Source organism: Sinorhizobium chiapasense, from assembly GCF_045277575.1.
Taxonomy (GTDB): Bacteria; Pseudomonadota; Alphaproteobacteria; order Rhizobiales; family Rhizobiaceae; genus Ensifer; species Ensifer chiapasense_A.
This window is the reverse complement of the sequence record NZ_CP144205.1, coordinates 2,314,187-2,339,542: the sequence shown is the minus strand read 5'-3', so window position 1 is coordinate 2,339,542 and position 25,356 is coordinate 2,314,187. Positions and strand designations below refer to the sequence as shown.

The window sequence follows — 25,356 nt, the reverse complement described above, 5'->3', positions numbered from 1 at the left end:
TTGCGGCGTCTACAGCGCCGCGCGTCTTATCAGACGCGCGAAGGTCGCTGTAGCACTTTGAATCACTGCATGTTTTTGTCCTTAAATCGGCTACGGCTTAAGGAAACATGCAGTAGGGACGATCCGCCGGAGAATGTTCGTTGACTGCCAGAGTTTTGAGATCAGCCCTTGCCGCAGGAACCCTGGCGCTTCTCGCCGTCACCGGAACACCGGCGGCGCGTGCGGATGATCCGGCGGGCGGCATCGACCGAAGGCTGACGACGGCGGCGATCGAGCTGCAGGCAGAGGCCGCGACGGAGCGTGCGGTTGCCATCGGCGTCTACGATCCCCATGACGCCGTTGCCGACAGCGACGCGCCGGAGCTCGAACATGTCTTCGTCTACTGGCAGAAGCCGGACCGGGCGCTCCTGAAGCGCAAGATCGGGATCGCCGCGCGGCAGGGGCGGGCGCTGATGCTCTCGGTCGAGCCGTATACCCACGCCGCCGACTGGCGCGCCGGCGGCGAGAGGCTCTTTGCCGATATCGGCAAGGGCCGCTTCGATCGCGAGATTGGCGACGTCTGCGCCCGAGCCGCGGCCTTCGAAGGTCCGGTCTATGTGCGCTGGGGCCACGAGATGGAGGATCCCGATGGCCGCTATCCCTGGGCCCGCCGCGACAAGGAAGGTTACAAGAAGGCATTTCGCTATTTCGTGGCGAGATGCCGGGAGCTCGCGCCCAAGGCGCGGTTCGTCTGGTCGCCGAAGGGCCACCGCAATCTCGCCGGCTACTATCCGGGCGACGATGTCGTCGATGTCGTCAGCATCCCCGTCTGGGGCCTGCAGAAGATGGATGTCGACTATTGGGGGCGCGAGCGCCGTTTCGGCGAAGCGCTGAACGAAAAATACCAGCGTGTCGCCGGCTTCGGCAAACCGGTCATGATCGCCGAACTCGGCGTCTCGGGCTCGGCCGAGTACAAGCGCGCCTGGTACAAGGAAATTCTCGATCAGCGGACCTATCAGCGGGTTTTTCCGCTGCTGACCACCGTCGTGTTCTTCAACGACAAGGAGCCCTACAAGTGGCCGCTCGGCTACGGCTCACCGGACTGGCGGCTCGACAAGGAAGCGCTGAAGGCGCTTGCCGGCCGTCAGACGAAGGAAGCAGCCGAACTCGCCGACTGATCGTCTGTTTCATTCGTCAAAGCGCGGTGGCTTGGGGATCTGCGGCTCCCTTTGGGCGATGCGCCGATCGTCCTTCGGCGCATCGTGAGAGACTGGTCCACGGGGACCTTGGGGATTTCCGCGTCAGGTCAAAAGCAGGCCCGATTCGCGGGCAGCGGCCGCAAAGCAGCGGCTGGCCCGTTCGGTACTCGTCAATCCGTCCAGCGCGTCCAGGCAGCGCCTGAGAGCCGCGCGATACTCCCGTCCGCGACGCCCCGGCCATTGCCGCAGCAACTCGACGGCTTCAAAGACCGTTCTGACGACGGTCTGCCGTTTTGCGGATAACCGGAGGGGGATGGGAGTGGCGAAGAATTTCTCGCTCATTTGCTTTCCTCGTTCTCAGTCTTTTTCGAGCGCGAGGCCAACGCTGTCGTGCGGGAATGGTTCCGCGGGATCACCGACTTTTTTCGGCACATGACCCTTTTGTGATTCCCGGAGCGCTGGAGCGGGTTCTAAAGTTCGAGTGCAGCCTTGAGGTCGGTCGATTTGTGGGTGCGAAGGTCGAGGTCGGCTTCGATGTGGTCGATATGATGGACCATCAGTCTGGCGGCCGCGTCGATGTCGCCGCGTTCCAGCGCGTTGACGATCTCGTCGTGTTCGCTGTGGCCGCAGCTCGAAACGGTCGACTGGCCGTAGAGCGCGATGACCAGCGACGAGCGGGCGACGAGCTCGTCCATGAAGCGGCGGAGAATGGCGTTGCCGCTGAGGTCGGCCAGCGCCAGGTGAAAGTCGCCCGAGGCCTTGATCTCGGCGCGCCTGGCCGAATGGCCGCGCTGTTCGGTCAGCTGCCGTTCGGCAGCAAGCATGCGCCGGAGCTCCGCGAGCTCGGTCTTGCCGATATTCGCCGCTGCGGCGCGCACGATACCGGGCTCGATCAGCCGGCGGGTTGCGAAGATCTGGCGTGCCTCGTCGATCGAGGGATGGGCGACGAAGGCGCCACGGTTCTTCTCGACATTGACGAGGCCTTCATAGGAAAGCGCTTGAAGGGCTGCGCGCACCAGCGTGCGGCTGACATTGAAGAGTTCGCCGACATCGCTTTCCGAAAGCTTGGTGCCAGGCGCAAGCCGCCGTTCGACGATCGCATCGCGCAACGTATCGCGGATATGCTGGCTGCCAGTGTCGGTGGCCGTGTCTGTGGCCATCTCGGCCGGTGGGGGCGTAGTGGTCAAGGCCATGAATCGATCCGCGAAGCAATGGCTCATCTTATCGTCGGGCGGGGCGAAGGGAAACGACAATCTGTCGCGCATGGGTTGCGCGCCGATGGGTTACTTGTCGAGTTCGGGATAGACGCGGTCGAGGAAGCCGGGCCGGAGTTTTTCGCCGATCAGGCAATCGGGCGTCGGGAAGGCATCGACATACCGCACGGTTGGCGGTGGCGGCAGGCCGCTCACTTCGAGCACGAGCTTCTGACGGATGGCGACGGAAAAATCTTCCGGCTCGTGTACCGGCAGCACGAAGGACCCGGGGCCGCCGATGACGCATTCGGCATAATACTGGTCGAGTGGGCCGGTCGAGACCGAGGGGCGGATGAGGATCGCAAGCCCGTTGATGGTGATGCCGCGGGCGACCGCCGTCTCGCGGGCGGGAATGACCGGCGGACCGATATTGTTCGGGCCATCGCCGGAGACGTCGATCACCCGGCGTATGCCGTTGAAGGCGTTCGAATCGATCAGCGCCGTACCGTAGGTGATTGCGTTCGAGATCGACGTGCCGCGCCGGGTGCCGACCGGACGCGCCTCGATCCGCTTGGCAAAGGCATCGGCGTCGGCGGCCGTGGAGATCACTTGCCAGGCGACGACGGAGGATTCGTTAACCGTCCCGGCCCATTCGAAATAGCCGATGGCGATCTTGCCCAGTTGCCCGCTTGCGACGGCATCGAGGAAGTCGCGGTGCCGGAGCGCCTCGACGTAACCGGCGCGCTGGATGCGCGCCTCATCCAGATCCATCGAGCCGGACATGTCGACGGCCAGGATCAATTCGACATCGACATCCGTCGACGCGGCGGTCGATGGGCTCGGGCCGCCGCTCAATGAGAGGATCAACGCCAACACGCTCAACATCGCTTCAACCAGTCATTGCGCGCGGTCAGATTAGAAGAATGTAACACAGGATTGGCTTTCGGCGACCATTTGGGTGTAGTTGGCCTTCAACAAAGAGTGATTTTGCCGGGCTTGCCCCGGAAATGCCTGCGCGCCGGGGACGGGGCTGGAAAGGCGGAATGCAGAAACCGACGGAAAATGCCGAGCTATTTCAGATCGATAGCCTGCAGCGGGCGGCGTTCGGGTATTTTCTCGATCATGCCGATCCGGCCACCGGGCTGATCGCGGACACGTCGCTTCCCGGCGCGCCCTCGAGCATCGCGGCGACGGGTTTTGGCCTTTCCTGCTATCCCATCGGCGTCGCGCGCGGCTGGATTTCGCGCCGCGAGGCAAGCAGGCGGGTCTTGACCGCGCTGCGTTTCTTGAGCGAGAGCCGGCAGTCCCGCGACCAGCGGGCGAGCGGCTATCGCGGCTTCTACTATCACTTCCTCGATATGCGGACCGGCGAGCGCACCTGGCGCAGCGAGCTCTCGACGGTCGACACGGCGCTGCTGATCGCCGGATGCCTGACGGCTTGCGCCTATTTCTCCGGCGAGGACGCGGTTGAAGGCGAGATCCGGAGGCTTGCAGAAGGGCTCTATGCGCGCGTCGACTGGCGCTGGGCGTTGAACCGGAGTGACACACTGACGATGGGCTGGCGCCCGCCGGGCCGGTTCCTGAAACATCGCTGGCGGGGGTACAGCGAAGCGCTGCTGCTCTATGTGCTGGCGCTTGGGGCGACCGATCATGCCATTGGACCCGAGCACTACGACGTCTTCGCCGAGGGCTACGACTGGATCCCGGCTGACGGGGAGCCGCATCTCCATGCGGCGCCGCTCTTCATCCACCTGTTCCCGCAGGCCTGGCTCGATCTTCGCGCGGTCGGCGATCGGCCGATGCGGGAGAGGGGGACGGACTATTTCGCGAACACCCGGCGTGCCATCGCGTTGCAGCGCGACCATGCGCGCCGGAATTCGGGCCGCTTCGCCGGCTATGGCGAACAGCTATGGGGGCTCAGTGCCTGTCACGCGCCGCGCGGCCGGTTGCGCCTTGCGGACGGACGGTGGCAGCGGCTTTTCGGCTACGCCAACCGGGGCGCGCCGTTCGGGCCGGATGACGGCACGCTCGTGCCCTGGGCAGCGCCCGCCAGCCTGCCTTTCGATCCGGACGCATCACGCGCGGCACTCGGCCATATCGCGGCCAGCTATCCCGGACTTCTGAAAGAGGGGCGCCTTCCGGGCGGCTTCAATCCGAGCCTTCCCGGCGATGGGCCGGAAGGCTGGATCGACGAGCGTGTCGTCGGCCTTGACCAGGGGCTCGTCGTGATGATGATCGAGAATTGGCGGAGCGGCTTCGTCTGGAAGCTGACGCGCAGCCTGCCGGCGATCCGGCGCGGCCTCCAACGCGCGGGATTTGAGGGTGGTTGGCTGGCGACGGAGACGGCATGAATTTGGGTGAGCGCCGGCAAACATCGGAAACTGCAGGGAAATATCCGCCGCAGGTGCTGGCGGTGGTCGAGTGGTTGCGCGCGCAGTTTCCTGACGCCGGCGTTTCGCTCGCGGTGGGCGAAAGCGCCTTCAGCGCGCCGGACGCCTTCTGGGCCATGGACGGGGCAGGGGTGGAGCAGAGCCTTGCCTATCAGGACTTTTTCGCAATCGGCATGACGGACCGGATCCGGGCGGCGCATCTGATCGCCTTTTATAGCCGGCAACTGAGTCTGGTTCTCGGCGCATTCTACCTCGGCGCGGGGCTTCACGCTGAAATCGCCGGCATTCGCTTCGAGGACTGGGTTCGGCTGAATGAGAGGCGGGAGATTGCCGGCAAGCGCTATCACTTCCATCTTGGTCGGCTGACGGCGGTGCCGCGGGAGAGCGAAGGCGGCAGCACGTTCGAGCGCGGCTTCACCGCCCATCTGGCGCCGATCATCGCCGTCTTGAAAAGACGGACGGGGCTTTCCTCCGGAGCGCAGTGGCGGCTGGCGGCGGACTCGCTTGCCGGCGCCTTCCTGGAGATCGGGCGTGCGATCGGCGACGAGGCGCGCGGCATGGCCGAGGCGCTGGCAATCGTCAAAAGACCGGCGTCGCCCATGTTCTCGGAAGAGCTCTGCTACGAGGAGATCCAGGCGATCGATCCGGCAAACAGCGCGCGGCTGTCCCGCCAGTACCGGATACGCTGTGGCTGCTGTCTCTATTTCCGAACGGAGGGCGGCAGCTTCTGCGACACCTGCGTGCTGCTCGAGCCGGACGATCGCCGCGAAAGGCTGGCAGCCCACCTCATGCAAAACGGCGGGGGCTGAGCCCCGCCGTCAGTTTTTCAGATGCCCATGGAGGGCATGATCGCCCGGATCAGTTCGCCCTGGCGAAGCGCTCGTTGATGAAGCCGGAAACCACGCCGAGGACGATCCAGAAGGCGAGCGTGGTGGCAAGGGCTGCAACGGCAAATTCAGCGCCGAGCACGGCCGGGACGTTGCTGGAAATGTCGAGCGGCTGCGGTGCGCCGTAGACATGCGGCGCGGCGATCAGCGCGAGGCCGACGACCTTTGCGACGATCTCCTCGCGCAGGACGACGAGATAGAGGCCGACGGCCGAGAGGGCGACGGTTGCCAGCCACCAGGTCTGGCGATCGCCGAGCTCGGCGGCCGGGAAGCCCGGCAATTCCGGCGGCAGGCCGATTGCCGGTAACATGTGCACCGCGAGCCAGCCGCAGGCGCCCCAGAGCGCACCATTCCTCAGCGTGATCGGATAGCCGATCACCAGGCTGGCGCCGGCGAGCAGCAGCGCGAAGCCGGAGCCGGTGACGAGGTTCGCCATCAGCGTGCCCGAGAAGCGGCTGAGCCCGAACATGATGCCGCCTTCCTCGTGTTCGCCCTCATGCGCATAGGCCGGCGTGATCGGCGACAGCGCATCGAGCACGGCGCCGAGCGGCGAGACCGCCTTCAGCGACGAATGCTGATCGTGCCCTTCTGCGGCCGGCTGCGCCGCCCCCGGCTGGCCGACGGGCTGCTCGGTTGTCGCCGGAGCCTCGCCTTCGAATTGTTCCGCATGCAGGATCAGCGGCGTAACCCGGAGTTCCTGGGCGCCGGTCATGAAGACACCGGCAATCAGCCCAGCCACGATCGCGGCCAGAAGCGTTCTGACAATCATCTTGAATTCCCTCGATAACGACAAAAGCCACGCGCTCTGGCGTGGTTTGCAGGCCTTCCCGTTTTTTCTGCCATGCGGATGGCCGTGGTGCGCCGGACGAACCGGCATGCACAAACGCCGACATCCGGCACAGGCCGGATGCGTTCAGGTCCGCAGACACGTCGATGCGGAACGTAAGCTACGTTCCGAGACATCGCCCAGAGCATCCCGCTTTCGGGTGTAACCACTGAAAGTGGAGAAGATGCTCTGCTCTTTAAATCTAGGGCGCACTTTGTGCGTTCGTCCGAACGCACGCGCTCTAGTGGCAGGGGAAGCCGTAGGAATGGCGGGTGTCGTGCGCGGTGTCGTGCAGCACGGCCGAATTGGCAAGGCCGGCACCGAAGACGAGGAATGCGCCGATGAGAAGCGCGAAGACGCCAGCGGTCAGACGATCGCTGAGGGAGAGCGGGGTGCTCGAAATAGTAGACGTAGCCATGACAACCTCCGTGATGGCATCGGGAAATTTCCCGGTGTGGGCCCTATGCCCGTATCGAGTGGCAGGTTTCCTGGCTCACGGCGCTGGGCGGAATGCCCGGGATCTGCCTCGCCTTCCCAGTCCGACCGCCCTCTCGGGGTCTCTTCCAGTGGCTTCTCCCGGATCGCTCCGGAACGGCAAGATCGACGTCGCTCTACAGTCGCGGGGTCGGCCGTGATTTGAATGCCCAGCTTGGGTCCATCCGTCACGTTCCCGTTTACTCCCGACACACGTTCGCGTCTCGGGAACCAATCGATCCCTGATGATTATGAGCGTGCCATGGCGTTGTCAATTGAGCCTGCGCCGCCCATCGCTTCATCAGCGACAAAATCGCGAAGGATCATCTGCTTGTAGGCCTCGACGATGCGGTCGCCCTCAGCGCGGTCGACCGAGATGGCGAGCCGCATCGTGCATTCGCCGAGATACATGATCAGGAACGCGGCCTCGTCGATCGCCGCGCGTGGGCGTTGCGGCTGGAGCCGGGCAAGGACATCGGCGAGCAGACGGCCGGTCACGCGGCTTTCTTCCAGTTCGATCTGCCTCAGCACCTTGTCGGCCTGCATCGCCGACCAGATGTCGCGCATCACTGGTTCGGCGAGGAACATGTCGTAATAGGTATCGAAGAGCGCGCCGAAGGCGTCGCGCAGGTCTGCCATCGACTTCACCTTGGCGAATTCGCCCTCGATGCATTCGCGGGAATAGGCGTTGTAGCGCTCGGCGAGCGTGCGCACGATTGCCGCCTTGTCCGGGAAATACTGGTACAGCGATCCGATCGAAATTCCTGCCTTTTCCGCCACTTCGCTCATGCGCATGGCGTCGCTGCCCTTCTCGGCGATGAGCGTGGAGGTGCAGGTGAGGATGTGCTCGACGCGCTCCCGGCTACGCTTCTGGCTGGGCGTGCGGCGGAGCGCGGTGTCGTCGTCGCCTGCAATCGGCAGGGTGCCTGTCGGCTCAATCATGAGTGATCCTCACATTTTGTCTTGACTGCCAAAATACGAGGATTTATCACATTTGCAAATATGAGAATTCCTCATATTTTTAAACCGGGAGGAAAGATCATGTCTGGCAAGGCTACGTTGGTGCTGGATGGCACGGGCAAGAGGGGGCGCCGCTATCTCTTCTCGTCCGTGCTCGACGGGCGCAATTCCAGCCTGACGCCCGATATCGAGCACCTGCTTGGGCACCGGCCGCGCGACTTCGCGGCCTATGCCCGGGAAGCCGCAGCAACCGGTGTCTGGAGTGTCGCCGCATGATCCCGCTGATCCCCGCTCTGGCCTTCGTCGCCGCCATCGGTTCCGGCCTGATGGCCGGCCTGTTCTTCATCTTCTCGGTCTGCATCATGCAGGCCCTGTCGCGGCTGCCGCCGGAGCAGGGGATCGCCGCGATGAACGCGATCAATGTCGTCATCCAGAACCCGATCTTCCTCAGCGCCTTCATGGGCACGGCGCTGATCGGCCTGGCGCTGGTGGTCATGGCCTTCCTCTCGGGCGGTGAAGGCCGATGGCTGCTCGCGGCCGGCGGCATCGCCTATGTCGTCGGCGTGCTGCTGGTGACGATCATCTTCAACGTGCCGATGAACGATGCACTCGCAGCCGCGGCACCGGGCCAGGCCGCGACCGATCTCTGGCAGCAGCGCTATCTTACCATTTGGGTCTGGTGGAACCACGTGCGCACCGTCGCCTCGATCGGCGCGCTGGCGCTCTTCATTCTCGGTTTCGCCCGCACCTGACGAATTAGCAGCGGCAAGGCCCTCGAGCCTTGCCGCCGTTTTGCCGTGCTGCCGATACGCTCAGCGTATCGGGCCGTCTGCATGGATGCGTCGTCCCTTCCAGGCGGCAAGCGCATCCGAGAGTTCGTCGGTCGGCACCATCTGGGCGAATTGTTCGCTCTCGACCAGCAGCCCCTCCGCTATCGACATGTTGAGACCGCGGGTGACCGCGGTGATGATCGAGCGGACGGCAAGTGGCGAATAGCCCATGATGCGCCTGGCCAGGTCACGGGCCGCAGGGATCAGCGCTTCATGGGCGACGACCCGGTTGATAAGCCCCATCTCCAGCGCGTGCTCGGGCGAGAAATCCTCTCCCGTCAACAGGAGTTCAAGCGCGCGTTTGCGGCCGGCCAGCCGCGGCAGGCGCTGGGTGCCGCCGAAGGTCGGCGGCATGCCGAGCTTGATCTCGGGCTTGGCGAAGCGGGCCCTGTCACTGGCGATCGCCAGATGCACGGCCTCGGTGATCTCGCAACCGCCGCCATAGGCCAGTCCGTTGACGGCGGCGATGACCGGTTTCGGAAAGGCTTCGAGCCTCGCCGTCAGCCGCTGGCCGCGGCGGACGAAGTCGCGCACGGCGGGGTTCACGCCCTTGGCCACGCTTTCGGAAAATTCATGGATATCGCCGCCGGCGGAAAAGGCGCGGTCGCCGGCGCCCGTGATGATCACGGCACCGACATTGTCGTTCACCTCGATCATGTCGAGAAGGACCATTAGGTGGTCGATCAGCTCGTAATTCAGCGCGTTGAGTTTCTCCGGGCGGTTGAGGGTGAGCAGGGCGATCCCCTCGGAAATCTGCATCAGCACGGTCTTGGACATGGTTGTTCTCCGGCAGTGGTTGACGCGGGGAGGCTAGGTGAGGGAAGATGTCATGTATATTCACTAGTCGGTATACATCGTGATGGCGAAAGCAGAGAAGTCGACCCGGGATGTGATCGTCGCCGCTGCGGCGAAGCTCTTTTATGCGGAGGGCATCCGTGCCGTCAGCGTCGATGCGGTGGCCGAAGCGGCGGGGGTAACGAAACGCACGCTCTACTACCACTTTGAAAGCAAGGACGATCTGATCGCGGCCTATCTCGAAGGTCGAGACCAGCCCAACCTGAAACTCTTCCAGAAATGGTTCGCCGAGGCCGAAGGCGAACTGGCGGCGAAGATCGACGCGATCTTCGTCAACCTGGCGCGGGCGGCGCGCCATCCGAAGTGGAAAGGCTGCGGCTTCCTGCGTACCTCCGCCGAACTTGCCAACATGCCAGGGCATCCGGCGATCCGCATCGGTGCCGCCCACAAGAAGAAGTTCGAGGCGTGGATGGCCGAGACCCTTGCCGATGCCGGGGCGTCCGAACCCGCCCTGCTGGCGAAACAGATCCTGCTTCTGCTCGACGGCAGCTTTGCCGTGGTGCTGCTGCATCGTGACGCCGGCTACATGGAGGCAGCCGGCAAGGCGGCGGCCGCATTGGTGCGGGTGGCGCTGGCCCACGCAAACCCGAGGGCGTCATCGGAGCGGGCGGCGCTGTAGGGTGAGAGCCGGTTTCCGCTTCAACCGGGCGCGCTACAGCGCCGCGCGTCTGATCAGACGCGCAAAGGTCGCTGCAGCACTTTAATTGGTGCATGTTTTTGTCCATTAACCGGCTACGATTAAAGGAAACATGCAGTAGCGGCCACTATGGGCCGAACAACCTGTGAGCGCCGGAGAAGGACCCATGACCGTCAAGCGCATCGTCTCCAACCTCTACGCCCCGGACCCGCAAGTGGCGCGCGCCTTCTACGGCGACCTGCTGGAACTGGACGTGGTGATGGATCACGGCTGGATACTGACCTTCGCCGCCGAGGGCGAGGCCGCGATGCCGCAGGTGAGCATCGCCAGCGAGGGCGGCAACGATACGCCGGTGCCGGTGCTTTCGATCGAAGTCGACGATGTCGACCAGACGTACGCGCGCGCCAAGGCGGCGGGCGCGGAGATCGTCTACGACATCACCAACGAGCCCTGGGGCGTGCGCCGCTTTTTCATGCGCGACCCCTTCGGTAACATCGTCAACATTCTCTCGCATCGAGCAATTCCAGGAAAAGTGTGAAACGGTTTTCCGTCCGGAATTGCGGCATTTCAAATCGAGCAATTCCAGGAAAAGTGTGAAATGGTTTTCCGTCCGGAATTGCGTCCTCTCAAATGATCCGCGAAGGAGGCCCCGGCTGAACCGGCGGCACGCGATTGGCATCAGGCCAGGGTCAGGGCGTTGGCGAGATCGGCGACGAGATCGTCCGGGTGCTCGATGCCGATCGACAGGCGGATGGTCGATTCCAGCACCCCGATGCGGTGGCGCACCTCGATCGGCACGCCGGAATGGGTCATGGCCGCCGGGTGGCTGGCAAGCGATTCCGTACCACCGAGGCTGACGGCAAGCTTGAAGATCTGCAGCGCATTGAGGAAGCGGAAGGCCGCCTCCTGGCCGCCTGAAATGTCGAAGGAGAAGGTCGAGCCGGCGCCGGTGCATTGCGCCTTGAAAGTGCGGCCGACAGGCGAGTTCTCGTCATGGAAGGGCAGGTAGTGGATGCGCTCGACCTTCGGGTGCTCGCGCAGGAATTCGGCGACGATGCGGGCATTGTCGTCGGCCTTCTGCATGCGCACCGAGAGCGTTTCCAGCGAACGGCCGAGCATCCAGCAGGAATGCGGATCGAGCTGGGTGCCGATCGCGCCGCGTAGCGCCTTCACCTGCTTCATCACAGCCTTCGAGCCGAGTGCGGCGCCGGCGATGAGGTCGGAATGGCCGCCGACATACTTGGTCAGCGAATAGAGCGAGATGTCGGCCCCGTGTTCGATCGGCCGTTGGAAGACGGGCCCGAGCAGCGTGTTGTCGCAGGCGACGATGGGCGTGTGGCCATGCTTCCGGCCAATCTGATCGGCGACGCGGCGGATCATGGCGACGTCGACGAGGCTGTTCGTCGGGTTCGCCGGCGTTTCCACGAGGATCACCGAGACCCGGCCCTTCGCCATGGCCTGCTCGGCGGCCGCGCTGACGGCGGCCTCGTTGACGCCATCGGCAAAGCCAACGGCTGAAACGCCGAGATTGAGGAAGGTCTTGGCAAGCAGCGTCTCGGTGCCGCCATAAAGCGGTTGGCTGTGCAGCACCGCATCGCCCGGCTTCACGAAGGCGAGCAGGGTGGTGGCGATCGCCGACATGCCGGAGGAAAACAGCGCGCCGCTTTCGGTGCGCTCGTAGACGGCGAGGCGGTCCTCGACGATCTCGCTGTTCGGATGGTTGAAGCGCGAATAGACGAGGCCGGCGCCGACGCCCGCGGGCGGCTCACGCCGGCCGGAGACGAAATCGAAGAAGTCGCGGCCCTCTTCGGCCGAGCGGAAAACGAAGGTCGAGGTCAGGAACACCGGCGGCTTGACGGCGCCCTCCGACAGTTCCGGATCGTAGCCATAGTTCAGCATCAGCGTTTCGGGATGCAGCTTGTGGTTTCCGATGTGGGTCTTGGAGGGATGCGGTGCGGTCATGACTTGTCTCCTGAAGGGAAGCGGGCTCGACTGACTGGCAAATTATATCAGATGCTTGGACCGATCCTTGCTATTTCCGGCCGGATCGCCTTGAGTTGAGCAAAGATTTGGCTGGAAAGAAAAGATATGGCGCAGAAAATTGCCGACGAGACGGATCGTAGGATTTTGAAGGAGCTTGTTGCCGATGCCCGCCTCACCAACAACGAGCTTGCCGAGCGCGTGGGACTGTCGGCTTCGCCCTGTCTGCGCCGGTTACGGCGGCTGGAAGACACCGGCGTCATCAGGGGCTATACGGCGCTGATCGATCCGTCGATCGACGGCTGGACGATGACCGCGATTGCCACCGTCAGGCTCAGCCGCCAGCATGAGGATGAGATCGTCATGTTCGAGGAGGCGGTGCGCGGCTGGGACGAAGTGCTCGAATGCCACCTGGTCACCGGCTCGCGCGACTATGTGCTGAAGGTGATGAGCGCCGGTCTTGAGCACTACGAGCGCTTCATCAAGGAAAAGATCGCGCGGCTCAAATGTGTCGCCTCGATCGAGACGAGTTTCGTCATGAACACGATCAAGGAGCGGCGGATCTAGCGTCCATGCCGCAATAAATCTTTGAAGACGTTCGACTTTCTCCAGCTTCTGCCATGTGTTGCGGTTACGGCGGATCTTGTGGGGGCATTCGAGCTCGAGGGATCCCGTCGCAACGGCTGCGCGTGGTGGCTTTGAAAGTGTCAAGGACGCCCTAGATTCAAGGGATTAGGGCGTCCCCCAAAACGCTCGGTCGGACGCCTGGCTCTCTCGGAGAGAGACGATGGATTTCGTAGAGGCGTTCGACGCCGCCGCTTCCTGGTTGCGGACGGTCCTGTTGAACGAATGGACGTATTATCAGCTTGCCATCATCGTTGCCGGCTACCTGATCTGCGGCGCGCTGGCAAGGCGGATAGAACCGCTCGTCGAAACCCGTGCCCGCATGATCAAGGGCAATCCGGATCTGCTGCGTGTCATCATCGCCTTCATGCGGCGGCTGCGGTGGCTCTTTCTGATCGTTTGGCTCTGGATCGCCGACGGGATGATATTGCGCTTCGGGTGGCCTTCCTATCGCTGGCTGGTGTCGACCGCGCTGACGTTGACGGCGGCATGGTTTGTCATCTCGGTTCTGACCCGGATCATCCGCAACCAGATGCTGGCGCGTGTTACCGCCGTCGTGGGCTGGATCTATTTTGCTCTCTACGCGGTTGGCTTGGACCGCGTGATCCTGACGACGCTCGATGGCGTTGCGGTCAATCTCGGCGCGGTTCGTCTTTCGTTGCTGCTCGTCCTGAAAGCCATCGTGCTTTCTTCCGCCCTGATCTGGCTTGCGGTGCTGATCGGCAACGTCTCAGCGCACTGGATACAGCGGTCAGCGGATCTCACGCCGTCCTTCAAGGTGCTGATCAGCAAATTGGTCAAGATCGCGCTGATCGGCTTTGCCGGTGCGATCGCGCTCTCCGCAACCGGTATCGACCTGACGGCGCTGACGGTCTTTTCCGGGGCGGTCGGCGTCGGTATCGGCTTCGGTCTGCAGAAGGTAGTCTCCAACTTCATCTCCGGCATCATCATTCTGCTCGACAAATCGATAAAGCCGGGCGACACGATCACGCTTGGCGATACCTTCGGCTCCGTGCGCGACCTGCGTTCCCGCTTCGTCTCCGTCATCACCAGGGACGGCAAGGAATATCTCATTCCAAACGAGGACTTCATTTCACAGCAGGTGGTGAACTGGTCGTTCTCCAGCGAATATGTTCGCATCGAAGTCAGCTTCGGAACCTCCTATGACAGCGATCCGCATGAGGTTGTGCGCATCGCCATAGAGACCGCCAAGTCGATTCCGCGGGTTGCGAGCAACTACGCCCAGCCGGTGTGCTGGATGACCGGCTTCGGAGCCTCATCGCTCGATTTCAAGCTGAGGTTCTGGATTTCCGATCCGAGCAACGGGCTGACGAACATTCGCGGTGAAGTGCTCATAGCCCTGTGGGATGCGTTCAAGGCGGCGGGTATTTCGATCCCGTTCCCGCACCGCGAAATCATCATGAAGACGCCTGTAGAAGTCACGCGGGCCTGAGGAAGGCGCCGCGCGGCGCCGATGTCTCGCCGGCGCTGCGCTGGTTTCCGGTCGTGACCATGTTCCAACTGCTCGCCGACATGGCGCTCGCGACAACCTCGCCGATCGGCTACGGCCACATCTATGCGCACACCGAGGCGGACGCCGAGCGCTTGAGGGTGCCGCTTAGGGGCCGCTATTGAGGCTCGGAGGGCGCCGGCAGGGTGGCGAGCAGTTCGCCCATGGCGGCGATGATCTTGCGATGCTGGTGGGCGTGACGGGTACGAAGGCTGGTGGCGGCATAGACCGTCTGCGGGATCACCGGCGCATCCTGTACCCGCGCGGCAGATCCACCCGAAACCAGCCGCTCCGCCGTTGCCGCCGTCACATAGGCCGAGCCGCCGAGGGCTGCGAGCAGCCGGGTGATCGCCATGTTCTGGCCGGCGGAGAGGAGGGCCGCTGAAAGGTGCGGCAAGGCCAGGCGGTGGGCGCGATCGAAGGTCGGCGAATAGCTCGAGCGGATATAGCTCTCGGAGCGGACTTCGGAGAGGGTGCGTGCTTCGGTGCTGACCAGCACGTAATGCAGATCGCCGATCCGTTCATAGTAGAGATCAGGCAGGTAGTGGGGCGTGTAGAGGATCGCGAGGTCGAGGTTGCCGGCGCCGAGATCGCGGTTCATCTGATTGGAGTAATCGGCCTCCATATAGACCTCGATGCCGGGCATGTCCCGGTGGATTGCCGCCATCCATTCGCCGGCGAAAGCCTCCGCCAGATCGTGCTGGATACCGAGGCGCATCGAGCGCTCCAGCGCGCCGGCATTGGTGACCGCGCGTGTTGCCTCATGCCATTGGTTTTGCAGGGCTTTTGCGTAATCCAGAAAGCGCAGGCCCGCAGCCGTCGGCACCGTGCCGCCCTTGTTGCGGGTGAAGAGCTTGCGGTTGAACTGGGCTTCGAGCGCCTTCACCCGATGCGAGACAGTCGACTGGGTGATGTTCAACCGCTCGGCGGTGCGGTTGAAGGAGCGGCTCTCCATCAGGTCGAGGAAGGTTTCGATCAGCTCTACCTGCATGCAATTCTCTCCCGTTGCAGCCGCTCCAATCTAATCGAATTCGTCGATCAATAAAGCCTGTTTCCTTCGCTTGATGGCGCCTCACTTCACCGGCAAGAATTTGGCCAAAACGAGGGAACAGTTGATGTCGAATTTGCCGTCGCACGCACGTGTCGTGATCATCGGTGGGGGAGCGGTCGGCGCTTCCTCGCTCTACCATCTCGCCAAGGCCGGCTGGACCGATTGCGTGCTTCTGGAGAAGAACGAGCTGACGGCGGGCTCCACCTGGCATGCGGCCGGCAACGTGCCGACCTTCTCGTCCTCTTGGTCGATCATGAACATGCAGCGCTATTCGGCCTCGCTCTATCGCGATCTCGGTGCGCTCGTCGATTACCCGATGAATTACCACGTCACCGGCTCGATCCGGCTCGGCCATTCCAGGGAGAGGCTGCAGGAGTTCAAGCGCGTCGTCGGCATGGGGCGCTACCAGGGCATGGATCTCGATATCCTCTCGCCCGACGAGATGCGTGCCCGCTATCCCTTCCTCGAAACCCATGAGCTGACCGGCGCGCTCTACGATCCCTATGACGGCGACATCGACCCGGCGCAGCTAACGCAGGCGCTCGCCAAGGGCGCGCGCGACCTGGGCGCGAAGATCATCCGCTTCTGTCCGGTGACCGGGGCGCGGCGCGAGAACGACGAGTGGGTGATTTCGACGCCTCAGGGCGAGATCCGCTGTGAATACGTCGTCAACGCCGCCGGCTATTATGCCCGCGAAGTCGGCAAGATGTTCGGCCGCGACGTGCCGATGATGGTGATGAGCCATCAGTATATCCTGTTCGACGAGATTTCCGAGCTTGCTGCCTGGTCGAAGGAGGCGGGGCACAAGCTGCCGCTGCTCCGTGACGTCGACAGCTCCTACTATCTCCGCCAGGAGAAGAACGGCATGAACCTCGGCCCCTATGAGCGCAATTGCCGCGCCCATTGGACAACGCCGGACGATCCGATGCCGGAGGATTTCTCCTTCCAGCTCTTCCCCGACGACCTCGACCGGTTGGAATGGTACCTGAACGATGCGGTCGAGCGCGTGCCGATCCTCGGCACGGCGGGGCTGTCGCGGATCATCAACGGTCCGATCCCCTATGCGCCCGACGGCAACCCGCTGATCGGCCCGATGCCGGGCGTGCCGAATGCGTTCGAGGCTTGCGTCTTCACCTTCGGCATCTGCCAGGCGGGCGGCGCCGGCAAGGTGCTTGCCGAATGGATCACCGAGGGTCAGACCGAATGGGACATGTGGTCCTGCGATCCGCGCCGCTACACCGACTATACCGACCAGGATTATTGCATCGCCAAGGGCATGGAGATCTACGGCCACGAATACGCGATGCATTTCCCGAAACACTACTGGCCGGCCGGGCGCGACAGGAAGCTCTCGCCGATCCACGACCGGATCGCAGCCCTCGGCGCCCAGTTCAAGCCCTATAACGGCTGGGAACGCGCCATGTGGTACGCCAAGCCCGGCGACGACACCTCTGAAGGTGCGACCCAGACCTGGGGGCGCGAAGGGCCGTGGGCGAAGCGCATCGAGGAGGAGTGCCTCGCCGTGCGTGATGCTGCGGGCATTCTCGACCTGCCGGGCTTCTCGCGTTTCCGGGTGAAGGGCGAGGGGGCAACCGCCTGGCTTTCGGGCCTCATCACCGGCCGCGTGCCGAAGCCCGGGCGCATCGGTCTTGCCTATTTCGCCGACGACAAGGGCCGGATCGTTACCGAGATGTCTGTCATGATGATCGACGAGGACTTCTTCTTCCTGATCACCGCGGCGACGGCGCAATGGCATGATTTCGAGTGGCTGATGAAGCACCGGCCGGCCAATGCCGCCTTCACCATCGACGACATAACGAAATCCTTCTCCTGCCAGATCCTGACCGGGCCGAAGTCGCGCGCGATCCTCGCGGAAGTCAGCGACGCCGACCTCGCCAAGGGCTGGCTCACGCATCAGACGGCTGAGATCGCCGGGCGCTATTGCCAGCTCGTGCGCGTCTCCTTCGCCGGCGAACTCGGTTGGGAGATCCATACGAAGGTCGAGGATACGGCCCCGATCTTCGACGCCGTCTGGGCGGCCGGGCAGAAACATGGGCTCAAGCCCTTCGGCATGGAGGCGCTCGACAGCCTGCGCATCGAGAAAGGCTATCGTGCCTGGAAGGGCGATCTTTCGACCGACTACACCGTCCTGCAGGGCGGGCTCGAACGTTTCGTCGACTGGTCGAAACCCGGTTTCAAGGGCAAGGCGGCGCTGGAGCGCGAAAAGCAGCAGGGGGTTTCCAAGCGCTTCGTGACGCTGACGGTCGCCGCCGACGGCTGCGACGCGCCTTACATGTCGACGCTCTGGTCCGACGGTCAGGTGGTCGGCGAAACGACCTCGGGCAGCTGGGGTTACCGCGTCGGCAAGTCGATCGCGCTCGGCATGCTGCGCGCCGATCTCGCCGTGCCCGGCAAGGAGATCGAGGTCGAGATCTTCGGCGACCGCTTCAAGGCGACGGTCGAGGCGGACCAGCCGCTCTGGGATCCCTCCAACGAAAGACTGCGTGCATGACGAAGCCCATTCCCTCGAAAGCCCGTGCGGTCATCATCGGCGGCGGTGTTTCCGGCTGTTCGGTCGCCTATCATCTGGCCAAGCTCGGCTGGACCGACGTGGTGCTCTTGGAGCGCAAGCAACTGACCTCGGGCACCACCTGGCATGCGGCCGGCCTCATCGGCCAGCTTCGCGCCTCGCAGAACATGACGCGGCTGGCGAAATATTCGGCCGACCTCTACGTCAAGCTCGAGGCGGAAACCGGCATTTCCACCGGCATGCGCCAAAACGGTTCGTTCACGGTGGCGCTGACGGAGGAGCGCAAGGAAGAGATCTATCGCCAGGCGTCGCTGGCGCGTGCCTTCAACGTCGACGTACGCGAGGTCACGCCCGACGAGGTGAAGGCGATGTATCCGCACCTCAATACCTCTGATGTGAAGGCGGCGGTGCATCTGCCGCTCGACGGCCAGTGCGACCCGGCCAACATTGCCATGGCGCTTGCCAAGGGGGCGCGTCAGAACGGAGCTGTTATCATCGAGGGCGTCAAGGTGACGTCCGTTCTGAAGAAGGATGGCCGGGTCACCGGCGTCACCTGCGAGCAGAACGGCGAGACCTACACGATCGAGACCGACAATGTCGTCAACTGCGCCGGCATGTGGGGGCGGGAGTTTGCGCGGCAATCAGGCGTCACGGTGCCGCTGCACGCCTGCGAGCATTTCTACATCGTCACCGAGGCGATCCCGAACCTCACACGCCTGCCGGTGCTGCGCGTGCCGGACGAGTGCACCTATTACAAGGAGGATGCCGGCAAGATGCTGGTCGGCGCCTTCGAGCTGAAGGCCAAGCCCTGGGGCATGGAGGGCATTCGCGAGGACTTCTGCTTCGACCAGTTGCCTGACGATTTCGACCACTTCGCGCCGATCCTGGAGATGGCGGTCAACCGCATGCCGATGCTGGAAACGGCGGGCATCCATACCTTCTTCAACGGCCCCGAGAGCTTCACGCCCGACGACCGCTACTATCTCGGCGAGGCGCCCGAGGTGAAGGGCTACTGGGTGGCGGCCGGCTACAATTCGATCGGCATCGTTTCCTCCGGCGGCGCCGGCATGGCGCTGGCTGAGTGGATGAACGACGGCGAGCCGCCCTTCGATCTCTGGGAGGTGGATATCCGCCGGGCGCAGCCGTTCCAGAAGAACCGCGCCTATCTGAAGGATCGTGTCTCCGAGACGCTCGGGCTGCTCTATGCCGATCACTTTCCTTATCGCCAGATGGCGACCGCCCGCGGCGTGCGCCGCTCTCCGCTGCACGAGCACCTGAAGGCCCGTGGTGCCGTCTTCGGCGAAGTCGCCGGCTGGGAGCGCGCCAACTGGTTTGCAACGCAAGGCCAGGAGCGCGAGTACCGCTACTCCTGGAAGCGGCAGAACTGGTTCGAGAACCAGAAGGCCGAGCATCTCGCCGTTCGCAACGGCGTCGGCCTGTTCGACATGACCTCTTTCGGCAAGATCCGGGTGGAGGGGCGCGACGCGCTTTCGTTCCTGCAGCGGCTCTGCGCCAACGAGATGAATGTCGATCCGGGCCGGATCGTCTACACCCAGATGCTGAACGCCCGCGGCGGGATCGAGAGCGACCTGACGGTGACGCGCCTCTCGGAAACCACCTTCCTCTTGGTCGTGCCGGGCGCCACGCTGCAGCGCGACCTTGCCTGGCTGCGCAAGCATCTCACTGACGAGTTCGTCGTCATCACCGATGTCAGCGCGGGCGAAAGCGTGCTCTGCATCATGGGGCCGAAGGCGCGGGAGCTGATGCAGAAGGTCAGCCCCAACGACTTCTCCAATACGGCCTATCCCTTTGGCACGGCGCGCGAGATCGAGGTCGGCATGGGCTTGGCCCGGGCCCATCGCGTCACCTATGTCGGCGAGCTCGGCTGGGAGCTCTATGTCTCGACCGACCAGACGGCGCATGTCTTCGAGGCGCTGGAAGCGGCGGGCGAGGGGCTGGGGCTGAAGCTCTGCGGCATCCACACACTGGATAGCTGCCGGATCGAGAAGGCCTTCCGCCATTTCGGCCACGACATCACCGACGAGGATCACGTGCTCGAAGCCGGGCTCGGCTTCGCGGTCAAAGCCGACAAGGGCGATTTCATCGGTCGGGAAGCGGTGCTCGCCAAGCACAATCGCGGGCTGTCGCGGCGGCTGGTGCAGTTCCGGCTCGCCGATCCCGAGCCGCTGCTCTTCCACAACGAGGCGATCGTTCGCGACGGCAAGATCGTCGGCACGATCACCTCAGGCAATTACGGCCATCACCTCGGCGGCGCAATCGGCCTCGGCTACGTGCCGTCTGAAGGAGAGAGCGCAGACGACGTGCTCGGTTCGCGCTTCGAGATCGAGATCGCCGGAACGCGGGTGAAGGCGGAGGCGTCATTGAAGCCGATGTACGACCCGCGGGCGGAACGGGTGCGGATGTAGGACGAGAGTTTGTGGCTGCCCCTCATCCGGCCTGCCGGCCACCTTCTCCCCGCAGGCGGGGAGAAGGAGACGCGGGGCGGGCCTCCAGCCCAAGCTGGGCGAGGTGGCATCCGGATGAAAGGCTAACCCTTTTCCTCATGAGCGGTGAGAAGGGGGACGAGCGGGTGCCGCATGTCCCTTCTCCCCGTCAAAACGGGGAGAAGGTGCCGGCAGGCGGATGAGGGGCGCATCCCTCACCGCGCGAATAAGGGGCGAGTTGCCCATTGGGAGACAAGATAATGGCTGACGATTGCGCAGTTGTGGCTTCGAGACGGTCCGGCGGACGGGCGGCGCGGGTGGCGCTGCGCGCCGCACCACTTGCCGAGAATATCCGGCCGGTGCGCCCCGGTCTTTCCGGCGGCCAATACAAGCCGCTGACGGAAGCCGGCGTGAGGCGCATCCACGAGGCAGCACTCGATGCGCTCGAACAGATCGGCCTTGCCAATGCACCGAAATCGGGCATCGAGATCATGACCGGCGCCGGCGCCATTCTCGGCGACGATGGGCGCATCCGCTTCCCGCGGGCGCTGGTCGAGGACATGCTTTCGATCGCCGCGCGCGACATCACGCTTTACGCCCGCGACCCGAAGCAGGATCTCGAACTCAGCGGCACGCGCGTCTATTACGGCACCGCGGGTGCGGCGGTGCATATCGTCGACGTCGAGAAGCGCGAGTATCGGGAGTCCACCGCCAAGGACCTGTTGAACGCCGCGCAACTGGTTCATCACCTCGACAACGTGCATTTCTTCCAGCGCGCCATGGTCTGCCGCGATGTTGCCGACAATTTCCTGATGGACGTCAACACGCTCTATGCTTGCTGCGCCGGTACGACGAAACATGTCGGCACGAGTTTCTCCGATCCCTCGCATGTCGATGGCTGCTTCGATCTCATCCACATGATCGCCGGCGGCGAGGACAAGTGGCGGGCGCGGCCCTTCGTTTCCAACTCGAACTGCTTCGTCGTTCCGCCGATGAAGTTCGCGGAGGAAAGCTGCATCACCATGGAGAAGTGCATCCGCGCCGGCATGCCGATCCTGCTGCTCTCGGCCGGACAGGCAGGGGCCACCGCACCGGCGCCGCTTGCGACCGCGATCGTGCAGGCGGTCGCCGAATGTCTGGCGGGCGTCGTCTATGTCAATGCCATGGCACCGGGGCACCCGGCGGTTTTCGGCACCTGGCCGTTCGTCTCGGACTTGCGCACCGGGGCAATGTCCGGCGGCTCCGGCGAACAGGCGCTGCTGACGGCCGGCTGCGCGCAGATGCACCAGTTCTACCGCCTGCCGGGCGGGGCCGCCGCCGGAATTGCCGATGCGAAGCTGCCGGACATGCAGGCCGGCTGGGAGCAGGCGATCTCCAATGTCATGGCCGGGCTCTCGGGCCTCAACATGGTCTATGAGGCCGTCGGCATGCATGCCTCGCTGCTCGGCTTTTGCCTGGAGTCGCTGGTGCTCGGCGACGATCTCTTAGGACAAGTACAGCGCTGCATTCGCGGCATCGACGTCACCGAGGACTCGGTCTCGCTCGAAACCATGCGCTCGGTCTGCCTCGACGGCCCCGGCCACTATCTCGGCCATCCGCAGACGCTGGGGTTGATGCAGACGGAATACATCTATCCGGCTGTCGCCGATCGCACGAGCCCGAAGGAATGGGTGGAGATCGGCCGACCGGATCTGGTGGCAAAGGCGATCGAGAAGAAGAACCGCATTCTCGCGGAAGCTGCACCCTCGGTGATCGCGCCGGAGATCGATCTGATGATCCGGGAGAAATTCCAGATCTATTGCTGAGTTTCGTCGAGAGGCTCAATCCTCGCTCCGGTTCCGGGGCGAGGGGGCTCACCTAATCCCGCCGGTCGAAATGAGTCCGGAGCGCCACATGCGTCTGCACCGTGGCGACACCCGGGATCAAAGAGATTTGCCGGCGGATCGTGTCGAGGTCGCCGTTCGTGGCGCATTCGACGAGCACCATCAGGTCGGTGGCACCGGCGAGCGACCAGCAGGTGACGACGGGCGGCATGGCGGAAAGATGCGGCACGATATGGTCGCAATTCTTGCCGGACTGGAACGAGATGGCGACCAGCGCCCTGACCGTCGGGTTCTTGTCCTCGACGCCGAGGCGGATCGTGTAGCCGGCGACGACGCCCTTGGCTTCGAGCCGCCGCAGGCGCTCGTGCACGCCGCTGCGCGAGAGGCCGGCGTGTCGGGCGAGCGCTACCAGGCTCTGGCGCGAATCCTGGCGAAGCGCTGCCAACAGCAGCCGATCCTTGTCGTCCAGTTCCGTCAAATTGTATCTCCTTTTGCGCCAAGTCCGGACAATTGTCCGGTTTTGCGCCATTTTGTCCAGTGAAACCGGACGATAGGATGGATAGCTTCCTTCTAGCAACGAAGGAGCTTTGCCATGAAAATACCAGTCGTGCCCGACAATGCTGTGCTGCTGCCGATCGACATGCAACCGGCTTTTGACAGTGCCCCCTGGCCGCGCCGCTGGAATGCCGATATCGACCGGAACGGTCTTACCCTGCTTGCCGCCTGGCGCGCGGCCGGCCGGCCGGTGATCCATGTCCGCCACGACAGCGTCATGCCGGGCTCGACGCTTGGACCCGGTGCACCCGGCAATGCCTTGAGGCCCGGCTTCGAGCCAAAGGCCGGCGAACCACTCGTCACCAAGAGCGTCAACGCGGCCTTCATCGGTACCGATCTCGACCTCAGGCTTCGGCGTCTCGGCGTCGATACAGTCGTTACCTTCGGTATTTCGACCGACATGTGTGTCTCCACCTCGGTGCGCGTCGGCGCCAATCTCGGTTACCGCATGATCCTCGTCGAGGATGCATGCGACTGCTTCGATCAGCCGGATGGAGACGGAACGGTAATCGCTGCCCGGGACATCCACCGGGCCCATGTCGCGACCCTGCGCGCCGAATTCGCCGAGGTGACCTCGACGGTTGCCTTCGTCGAAGCCTTACGCCGTCCGGACGCCGCCTAGAATATCCCACTCTCCTGTCGAAATCGCCGCGCGCGCTGTTTACAAGCGATTCCTGATAAACTCTGAAGCGGGTTTCCGCCGGAATTGTGTCGCATTCCGGGCACCGGACGTGCTGTTCACCGGTTTGTGCCGCGGACCTCGACGATCTCGGTCGTCCATTTCGGCGCCGTCAGGCTCTGGCCTTCGCGGTTCGGAAAGGTGAGGAAGGTCTCGAATGGCCGGCTCTGGCCGGCCGGTACCCGGGCGAGAATGAGGGCCGCATCGTCGCCGATCGTCTGGCAGGCGTCGCCAGGGCAATCTTCCAGCGTGACGGAGAGGCGGAAATATTCGAGCAGGGTCCGGCCCTTGTTCGTCACCGTGCCGCGCAGCCGGAAGCTTCGTTCCGGCTGGCTTTGCTCGAAGGTCAGTCCATCCAATGCAATGTCGGTGATGGTCAGGCTCGCGGGCTGCGCCGTCTGGGTTGGCTCGGATGCTACGGGCTTGCGGCCGTCGCGATCGCCGAACCAGATGATGAAGGCGACGAGCAGGCCGACCGCCACGGCAACCGAGAGGATGGGTTCCGCCCATTGGCGAAAACGGCTGAAGCGCGTTGCCAGATACACAACGACAAGACCCAGCGGTAACGCGATCAACCAAAGCATCCAGATCCTCCTCACCGCATCATTCCTTGAATCGGGTTCGATGCAAGAGGGAAACCATGCAGCCGATCAAAGCGTTAGACGGCCTTGTCCTCACGAGGCAAGGCCGTGACGACACTTATATAGGGTGCCCGACGGCTGACAACACGCGCCCATAGGCAGCAGCCGCCGGTTCCGGTGAACCAGGGATGGGTCCTGTTTCGGGGGAGGACAAAGCGGATGCTAGTCCACCGGCTTCAGATCCACCCAGTAGCTGCCCTCGAACGGGACCGCGGCGAAACGTTCGTTGATTTCGGCAAGGCTCTTCTTCGGGTCGAGATCGCCGAAGAGGTCCGGCCGGATCCAGGTGGCGAAGGCCTCGGCGGCGACGATGTTGAGCGGGATGGCGTTGAAGAAGTTCCAAAGTCCGTGAACGCGCTTTTCCTGCACGGCGCGGATGCTCGCGAGCGCCGGCGCTTCGATGGTGCGGGCGAGCGTCTCACGCGCCTCGTCTTCGCTGACACCGGGGCCGATCGACAGCGTGCCGTATTTGCCGCCGGGCGAGGAGGTGGCGATGTAGATATCAGGGTTCGCCGCCATGATCGCCTCGGCGTTGACCGTGCCGCCCGGCCGCGGCAGCACGCCTTCGGCGATGTTGCGGCCGCCGGCCATCGTCAGGAACTCGCCGAGGCCGCCGGTGCCATAGGCCCAGCAGCAGCGGTTGGCCTGGGGGAAGGCGTCCATCAGCACCAGCGGGCGCGGCTCGGGCTTGGCGGCGATGCGTGACCGGATCAACGCCAGCTTGCCCTCGTAGAACTGAGCGAAGGCTTCGGCCTGTTCCTCCCGCTCGAGGATCCTGCCGAGAAGGCGCATCATGCGCGGCGTGCCGGTCAGCGCGTCGTTGTTGAAGTCGACGACGATCACCGGCACGCCGATGCCGGTCAGATAGTCGATGGCGCGCTTGCCGGACTCGGTATCGGATTGCCAGTTGTTGAGGAGCGCGAGATCGGCCTTCACCGTCAGCAGGGTCTCGAAGGAGAGGCCCGGGCCGGTGCCGTCGTCGATCTGCGGCACGTCGGCGATCGCTGGGAACTTCCGCCGGAAGCTTTCGTAGATCTCCGGGTTGTCGCCCTTCATGTCGCCGGACCAGCCGGCGAGCAGGCTGACGGGATCGGGATGGATCAGCGACAGGGCGACGAGGTTGAAACCGCTGCCGAGAAGGATCGCCTTCGGCCTTGCCGGTATCGTCACCTCGCGGCCGACCGCATCGGTGACGGTCATCGGCCATTGGCCTTCGGCATGGGCTGCGGTCGCGAGCATCAGAGCGGCAAACAGAACGAGCAGAAGCCGCCGGGCGGCCGGGAGAATGC

25 protein-coding genes, 1 pseudogene and 1 riboswitch are annotated in these 25,356 nt (G+C 63.9%); of the genes and pseudogenes, 14 read left to right on the top strand and 12 right to left on the bottom strand.

What is annotated here, in order from left to right:
• Positions 1-140 precede the first annotated feature (140 nt).
• Positions 141-1,157, top strand: coding sequence for a glycoside hydrolase family 26 protein (locus tag QM996_RS11360; protein WP_500267568.1), 1,017 nt, complete (start codon positions 141-143; stop codon positions 1,155-1,157).
• A gap of 123 nt (positions 1,158-1,280) precedes the next feature.
• Here the strand turns inward: QM996_RS11360 and QM996_RS11355 are convergent, their stop codons facing one another.
• From QM996_RS11355 to QM996_RS11345, 3 genes are all read right to left on the bottom strand, one after another.
• Positions 1,281-1,520 (bottom strand): DUF982 domain-containing protein, encoded by a 240-nt coding sequence (locus QM996_RS11355; protein WP_173517321.1) that lies wholly within the window; start codon positions 1,518-1,520, stop codon positions 1,281-1,283.
• A 128-nt stretch (positions 1,521-1,648) separates the two neighbouring features.
• A complete protein-coding gene (locus QM996_RS11350) occupies positions 1,649-2,371 on the bottom strand; it encodes a GntR family transcriptional regulator (RefSeq protein ID WP_500267567.1) in 723 nt (240 codons plus the stop codon).
• 90 nt (positions 2,372-2,461) lie between these two features.
• A complete protein-coding gene (locus QM996_RS11345) occupies positions 2,462-3,256 on the bottom strand; it encodes a DUF1194 domain-containing protein (RefSeq protein ID WP_500267566.1) in 795 nt (264 codons plus the stop codon).
• Positions 3,257-3,414: 158 nt separating this feature from the next.
• Between QM996_RS11345 and QM996_RS11340 the strand changes: the two genes are divergently transcribed.
• Together QM996_RS11340 and QM996_RS11335 are read left to right on the top strand one after the other, a co-directional pair.
• The gene (locus tag QM996_RS11340) at positions 3,415-4,722 is read left to right on the top strand and encodes a glucoamylase family protein (RefSeq protein WP_500267565.1); all 1,308 of its coding nucleotides are present in this window, start codon (positions 3,415-3,417) and stop codon (positions 4,720-4,722) included.
• Positions 4,719-5,570, top strand: a complete 852-nt coding sequence (locus QM996_RS11335) for a (2Fe-2S)-binding protein (RefSeq protein ID WP_500267564.1) — start codon at positions 4,719-4,721, stop codon at positions 5,568-5,570. Before QM996_RS11340 ends, QM996_RS11335 begins: the two co-directional genes overlap by 4 nt.
• A gap of 49 nt (positions 5,571-5,619) precedes the next feature.
• On the opposite strand, the gene QM996_RS11330 is transcribed toward QM996_RS11335, so the two are convergent.
• From QM996_RS11330 to QM996_RS11320, 3 genes are all read right to left on the bottom strand, one after another.
• Positions 5,620-6,417, bottom strand: coding sequence for a CbtA family protein (locus QM996_RS11330; RefSeq protein ID WP_500267563.1), 798 nt, complete (start codon positions 6,415-6,417; stop codon positions 5,620-5,622).
• A gap of 298 nt (positions 6,418-6,715) precedes the next feature.
• Positions 6,716-6,892 (bottom strand): CbtB domain-containing protein, encoded by a 177-nt coding sequence (locus tag QM996_RS11325; RefSeq protein WP_500267562.1) that lies wholly within the window; start codon positions 6,890-6,892, stop codon positions 6,716-6,718.
• Positions 6,893-6,935: 43 nt separating this feature from the next.
• A riboswitch (cobalamin riboswitch) is annotated at positions 6,936-7,199 on the bottom strand.
• A complete protein-coding gene (locus QM996_RS11320; RefSeq protein ID WP_500267561.1) occupies positions 7,198-7,890 on the bottom strand; it encodes a TetR/AcrR family transcriptional regulator in 693 nt (230 codons plus the stop codon). Its footprint overlaps the riboswitch before it by 2 nt.
• 99 nt (positions 7,891-7,989) lie before the next feature.
• On the opposite strand from QM996_RS11320, the gene QM996_RS11315 reads away from it, so the two are divergent.
• Positions 7,990-8,184, top strand: coding sequence for a hypothetical protein (locus tag QM996_RS11315; protein WP_500267560.1), 195 nt, complete (start codon positions 7,990-7,992; stop codon positions 8,182-8,184).
• The gene (locus tag QM996_RS11310) at positions 8,181-8,660 is read left to right on the top strand and encodes an anthrone oxygenase family protein (RefSeq protein WP_500267559.1); all 480 of its coding nucleotides are present in this window, start codon (positions 8,181-8,183) and stop codon (positions 8,658-8,660) included. Before QM996_RS11315 ends, QM996_RS11310 begins: the two co-directional genes overlap by 4 nt.
• Before the next feature lie 60 nt (positions 8,661-8,720).
• Here the strand turns inward: QM996_RS11310 and QM996_RS11305 are convergent, their stop codons facing one another.
• Positions 8,721-9,515, bottom strand: coding sequence for a Clp protease/crotonase-like domain-containing protein (locus QM996_RS11305; protein WP_500267558.1), 795 nt, complete (start codon positions 9,513-9,515; stop codon positions 8,721-8,723).
• Positions 9,516-9,597: 82 nt separating this feature from the next.
• Here QM996_RS11305 and QM996_RS11300 point away from each other — a divergent pair, with 82 nt between their 5' ends.
• Complete coding sequence (locus QM996_RS11300; RefSeq protein WP_500270296.1) at positions 9,598-10,212, top strand: TetR/AcrR family transcriptional regulator; 615 nt, start codon at positions 9,598-9,600, stop codon at positions 10,210-10,212.
• A gap of 184 nt (positions 10,213-10,396) precedes the next feature.
• Positions 10,397-10,768 carry a VOC family protein gene (locus tag QM996_RS11295; RefSeq protein ID WP_500267557.1) on the top strand — a complete coding sequence of 124 codons (372 nt, stop codon included), beginning with the start codon at positions 10,397-10,399 and terminating at the stop codon, positions 10,766-10,768.
• A gap of 140 nt (positions 10,769-10,908) precedes the next feature.
• Here the strand turns inward: QM996_RS11295 and QM996_RS11290 are convergent, their stop codons facing one another.
• Complete coding sequence (locus tag QM996_RS11290) at positions 10,909-12,192, bottom strand: methionine gamma-lyase family protein (protein WP_500267556.1); 1,284 nt, start codon at positions 12,190-12,192, stop codon at positions 10,909-10,911.
• 126 nt (positions 12,193-12,318) lie between these two features.
• Between QM996_RS11290 and QM996_RS11285 the strand changes: the two genes are divergently transcribed.
• The 3 genes and pseudogenes from QM996_RS11285 to QM996_RS11275 all read left to right on the top strand — a co-directional run.
• The gene (locus tag QM996_RS11285; protein ID WP_500267555.1) at positions 12,319-12,777 is read left to right on the top strand and encodes an Lrp/AsnC family transcriptional regulator; all 459 of its coding nucleotides are present in this window, start codon (positions 12,319-12,321) and stop codon (positions 12,775-12,777) included.
• 220 nt (positions 12,778-12,997) lie between these two features.
• Positions 12,998-14,287 (top strand): mechanosensitive ion channel family protein, encoded by a 1,290-nt coding sequence (locus QM996_RS11280; protein ID WP_500267554.1) that lies wholly within the window; start codon positions 12,998-13,000, stop codon positions 14,285-14,287.
• Positions 14,288-14,289: 2 nt separating this feature from the next.
• Positions 14,290-14,469 (top strand): annotated as a pseudogene (locus QM996_RS11275) (alpha/beta-hydrolase family protein); the annotation flags it as partial.
• Here the strand turns inward: QM996_RS11275 and QM996_RS11270 are convergent.
• Positions 14,463-15,335 carry a LysR family transcriptional regulator gene (locus QM996_RS11270; RefSeq protein WP_500267553.1) on the bottom strand — a complete coding sequence of 291 codons (873 nt, stop codon included), beginning with the start codon at positions 15,333-15,335 and terminating at the stop codon, positions 14,463-14,465. The pseudogene QM996_RS11275 and the gene QM996_RS11270 sit on opposite strands and share 7 nt — an antisense overlap.
• A gap of 124 nt (positions 15,336-15,459) precedes the next feature.
• Here QM996_RS11270 and QM996_RS11265 point away from each other — a divergent pair, with 124 nt between their 5' ends.
• From QM996_RS11265 to QM996_RS11255, 3 genes are all read left to right on the top strand, one after another.
• A complete protein-coding gene (locus tag QM996_RS11265; protein WP_500267552.1) occupies positions 15,460-17,907 on the top strand; it encodes a GcvT family protein in 2,448 nt (815 codons plus the stop codon).
• Positions 17,904-20,351 (top strand): GcvT family protein, encoded by a 2,448-nt coding sequence (locus QM996_RS11260; RefSeq protein ID WP_500267551.1) that lies wholly within the window; start codon positions 17,904-17,906, stop codon positions 20,349-20,351. Before QM996_RS11265 ends, QM996_RS11260 begins: the two co-directional genes overlap by 4 nt.
• Positions 20,352-20,629: 278 nt before the next feature.
• On the top strand, positions 20,630-22,174 hold the full coding sequence (locus tag QM996_RS11255; RefSeq protein WP_500267550.1) for a trimethylamine methyltransferase family protein: 1,545 nt from the start codon (positions 20,630-20,632) through the stop codon (positions 22,172-22,174).
• 52 nt (positions 22,175-22,226) lie between these two features.
• Here the strand turns inward: QM996_RS11255 and QM996_RS11250 are convergent, their stop codons facing one another.
• Entirely contained in the window at positions 22,227-22,670 is a 444-nt protein-coding gene (locus tag QM996_RS11250; RefSeq protein WP_246304317.1) for an Lrp/AsnC family transcriptional regulator, read from the bottom strand.
• Between the two features lie 114 nt (positions 22,671-22,784).
• On the opposite strand from QM996_RS11250, the gene QM996_RS11245 reads away from it, so the two are divergent.
• Complete coding sequence (locus QM996_RS11245) at positions 22,785-23,369, top strand: cysteine hydrolase family protein (protein ID WP_500267549.1); 585 nt, start codon at positions 22,785-22,787, stop codon at positions 23,367-23,369.
• Positions 23,370-23,485: 116 nt separating this feature from the next.
• On the opposite strand, the gene QM996_RS11240 is transcribed toward QM996_RS11245, so the two are convergent.
• Both QM996_RS11240 and QM996_RS11235 read right to left on the bottom strand, forming a co-directional pair.
• A complete protein-coding gene (locus QM996_RS11240; RefSeq protein ID WP_500267548.1) occupies positions 23,486-24,010 on the bottom strand; it encodes a hypothetical protein in 525 nt (174 codons plus the stop codon).
• 219 nt (positions 24,011-24,229) lie between these two features.
• Positions 24,230-25,354, bottom strand: a complete 1,125-nt coding sequence (locus QM996_RS11235; protein ID WP_500270295.1) for an ABC transporter substrate-binding protein — start codon at positions 25,352-25,354, stop codon at positions 24,230-24,232.
• Positions 25,355-25,356: the final 2 nt, after the last annotated feature.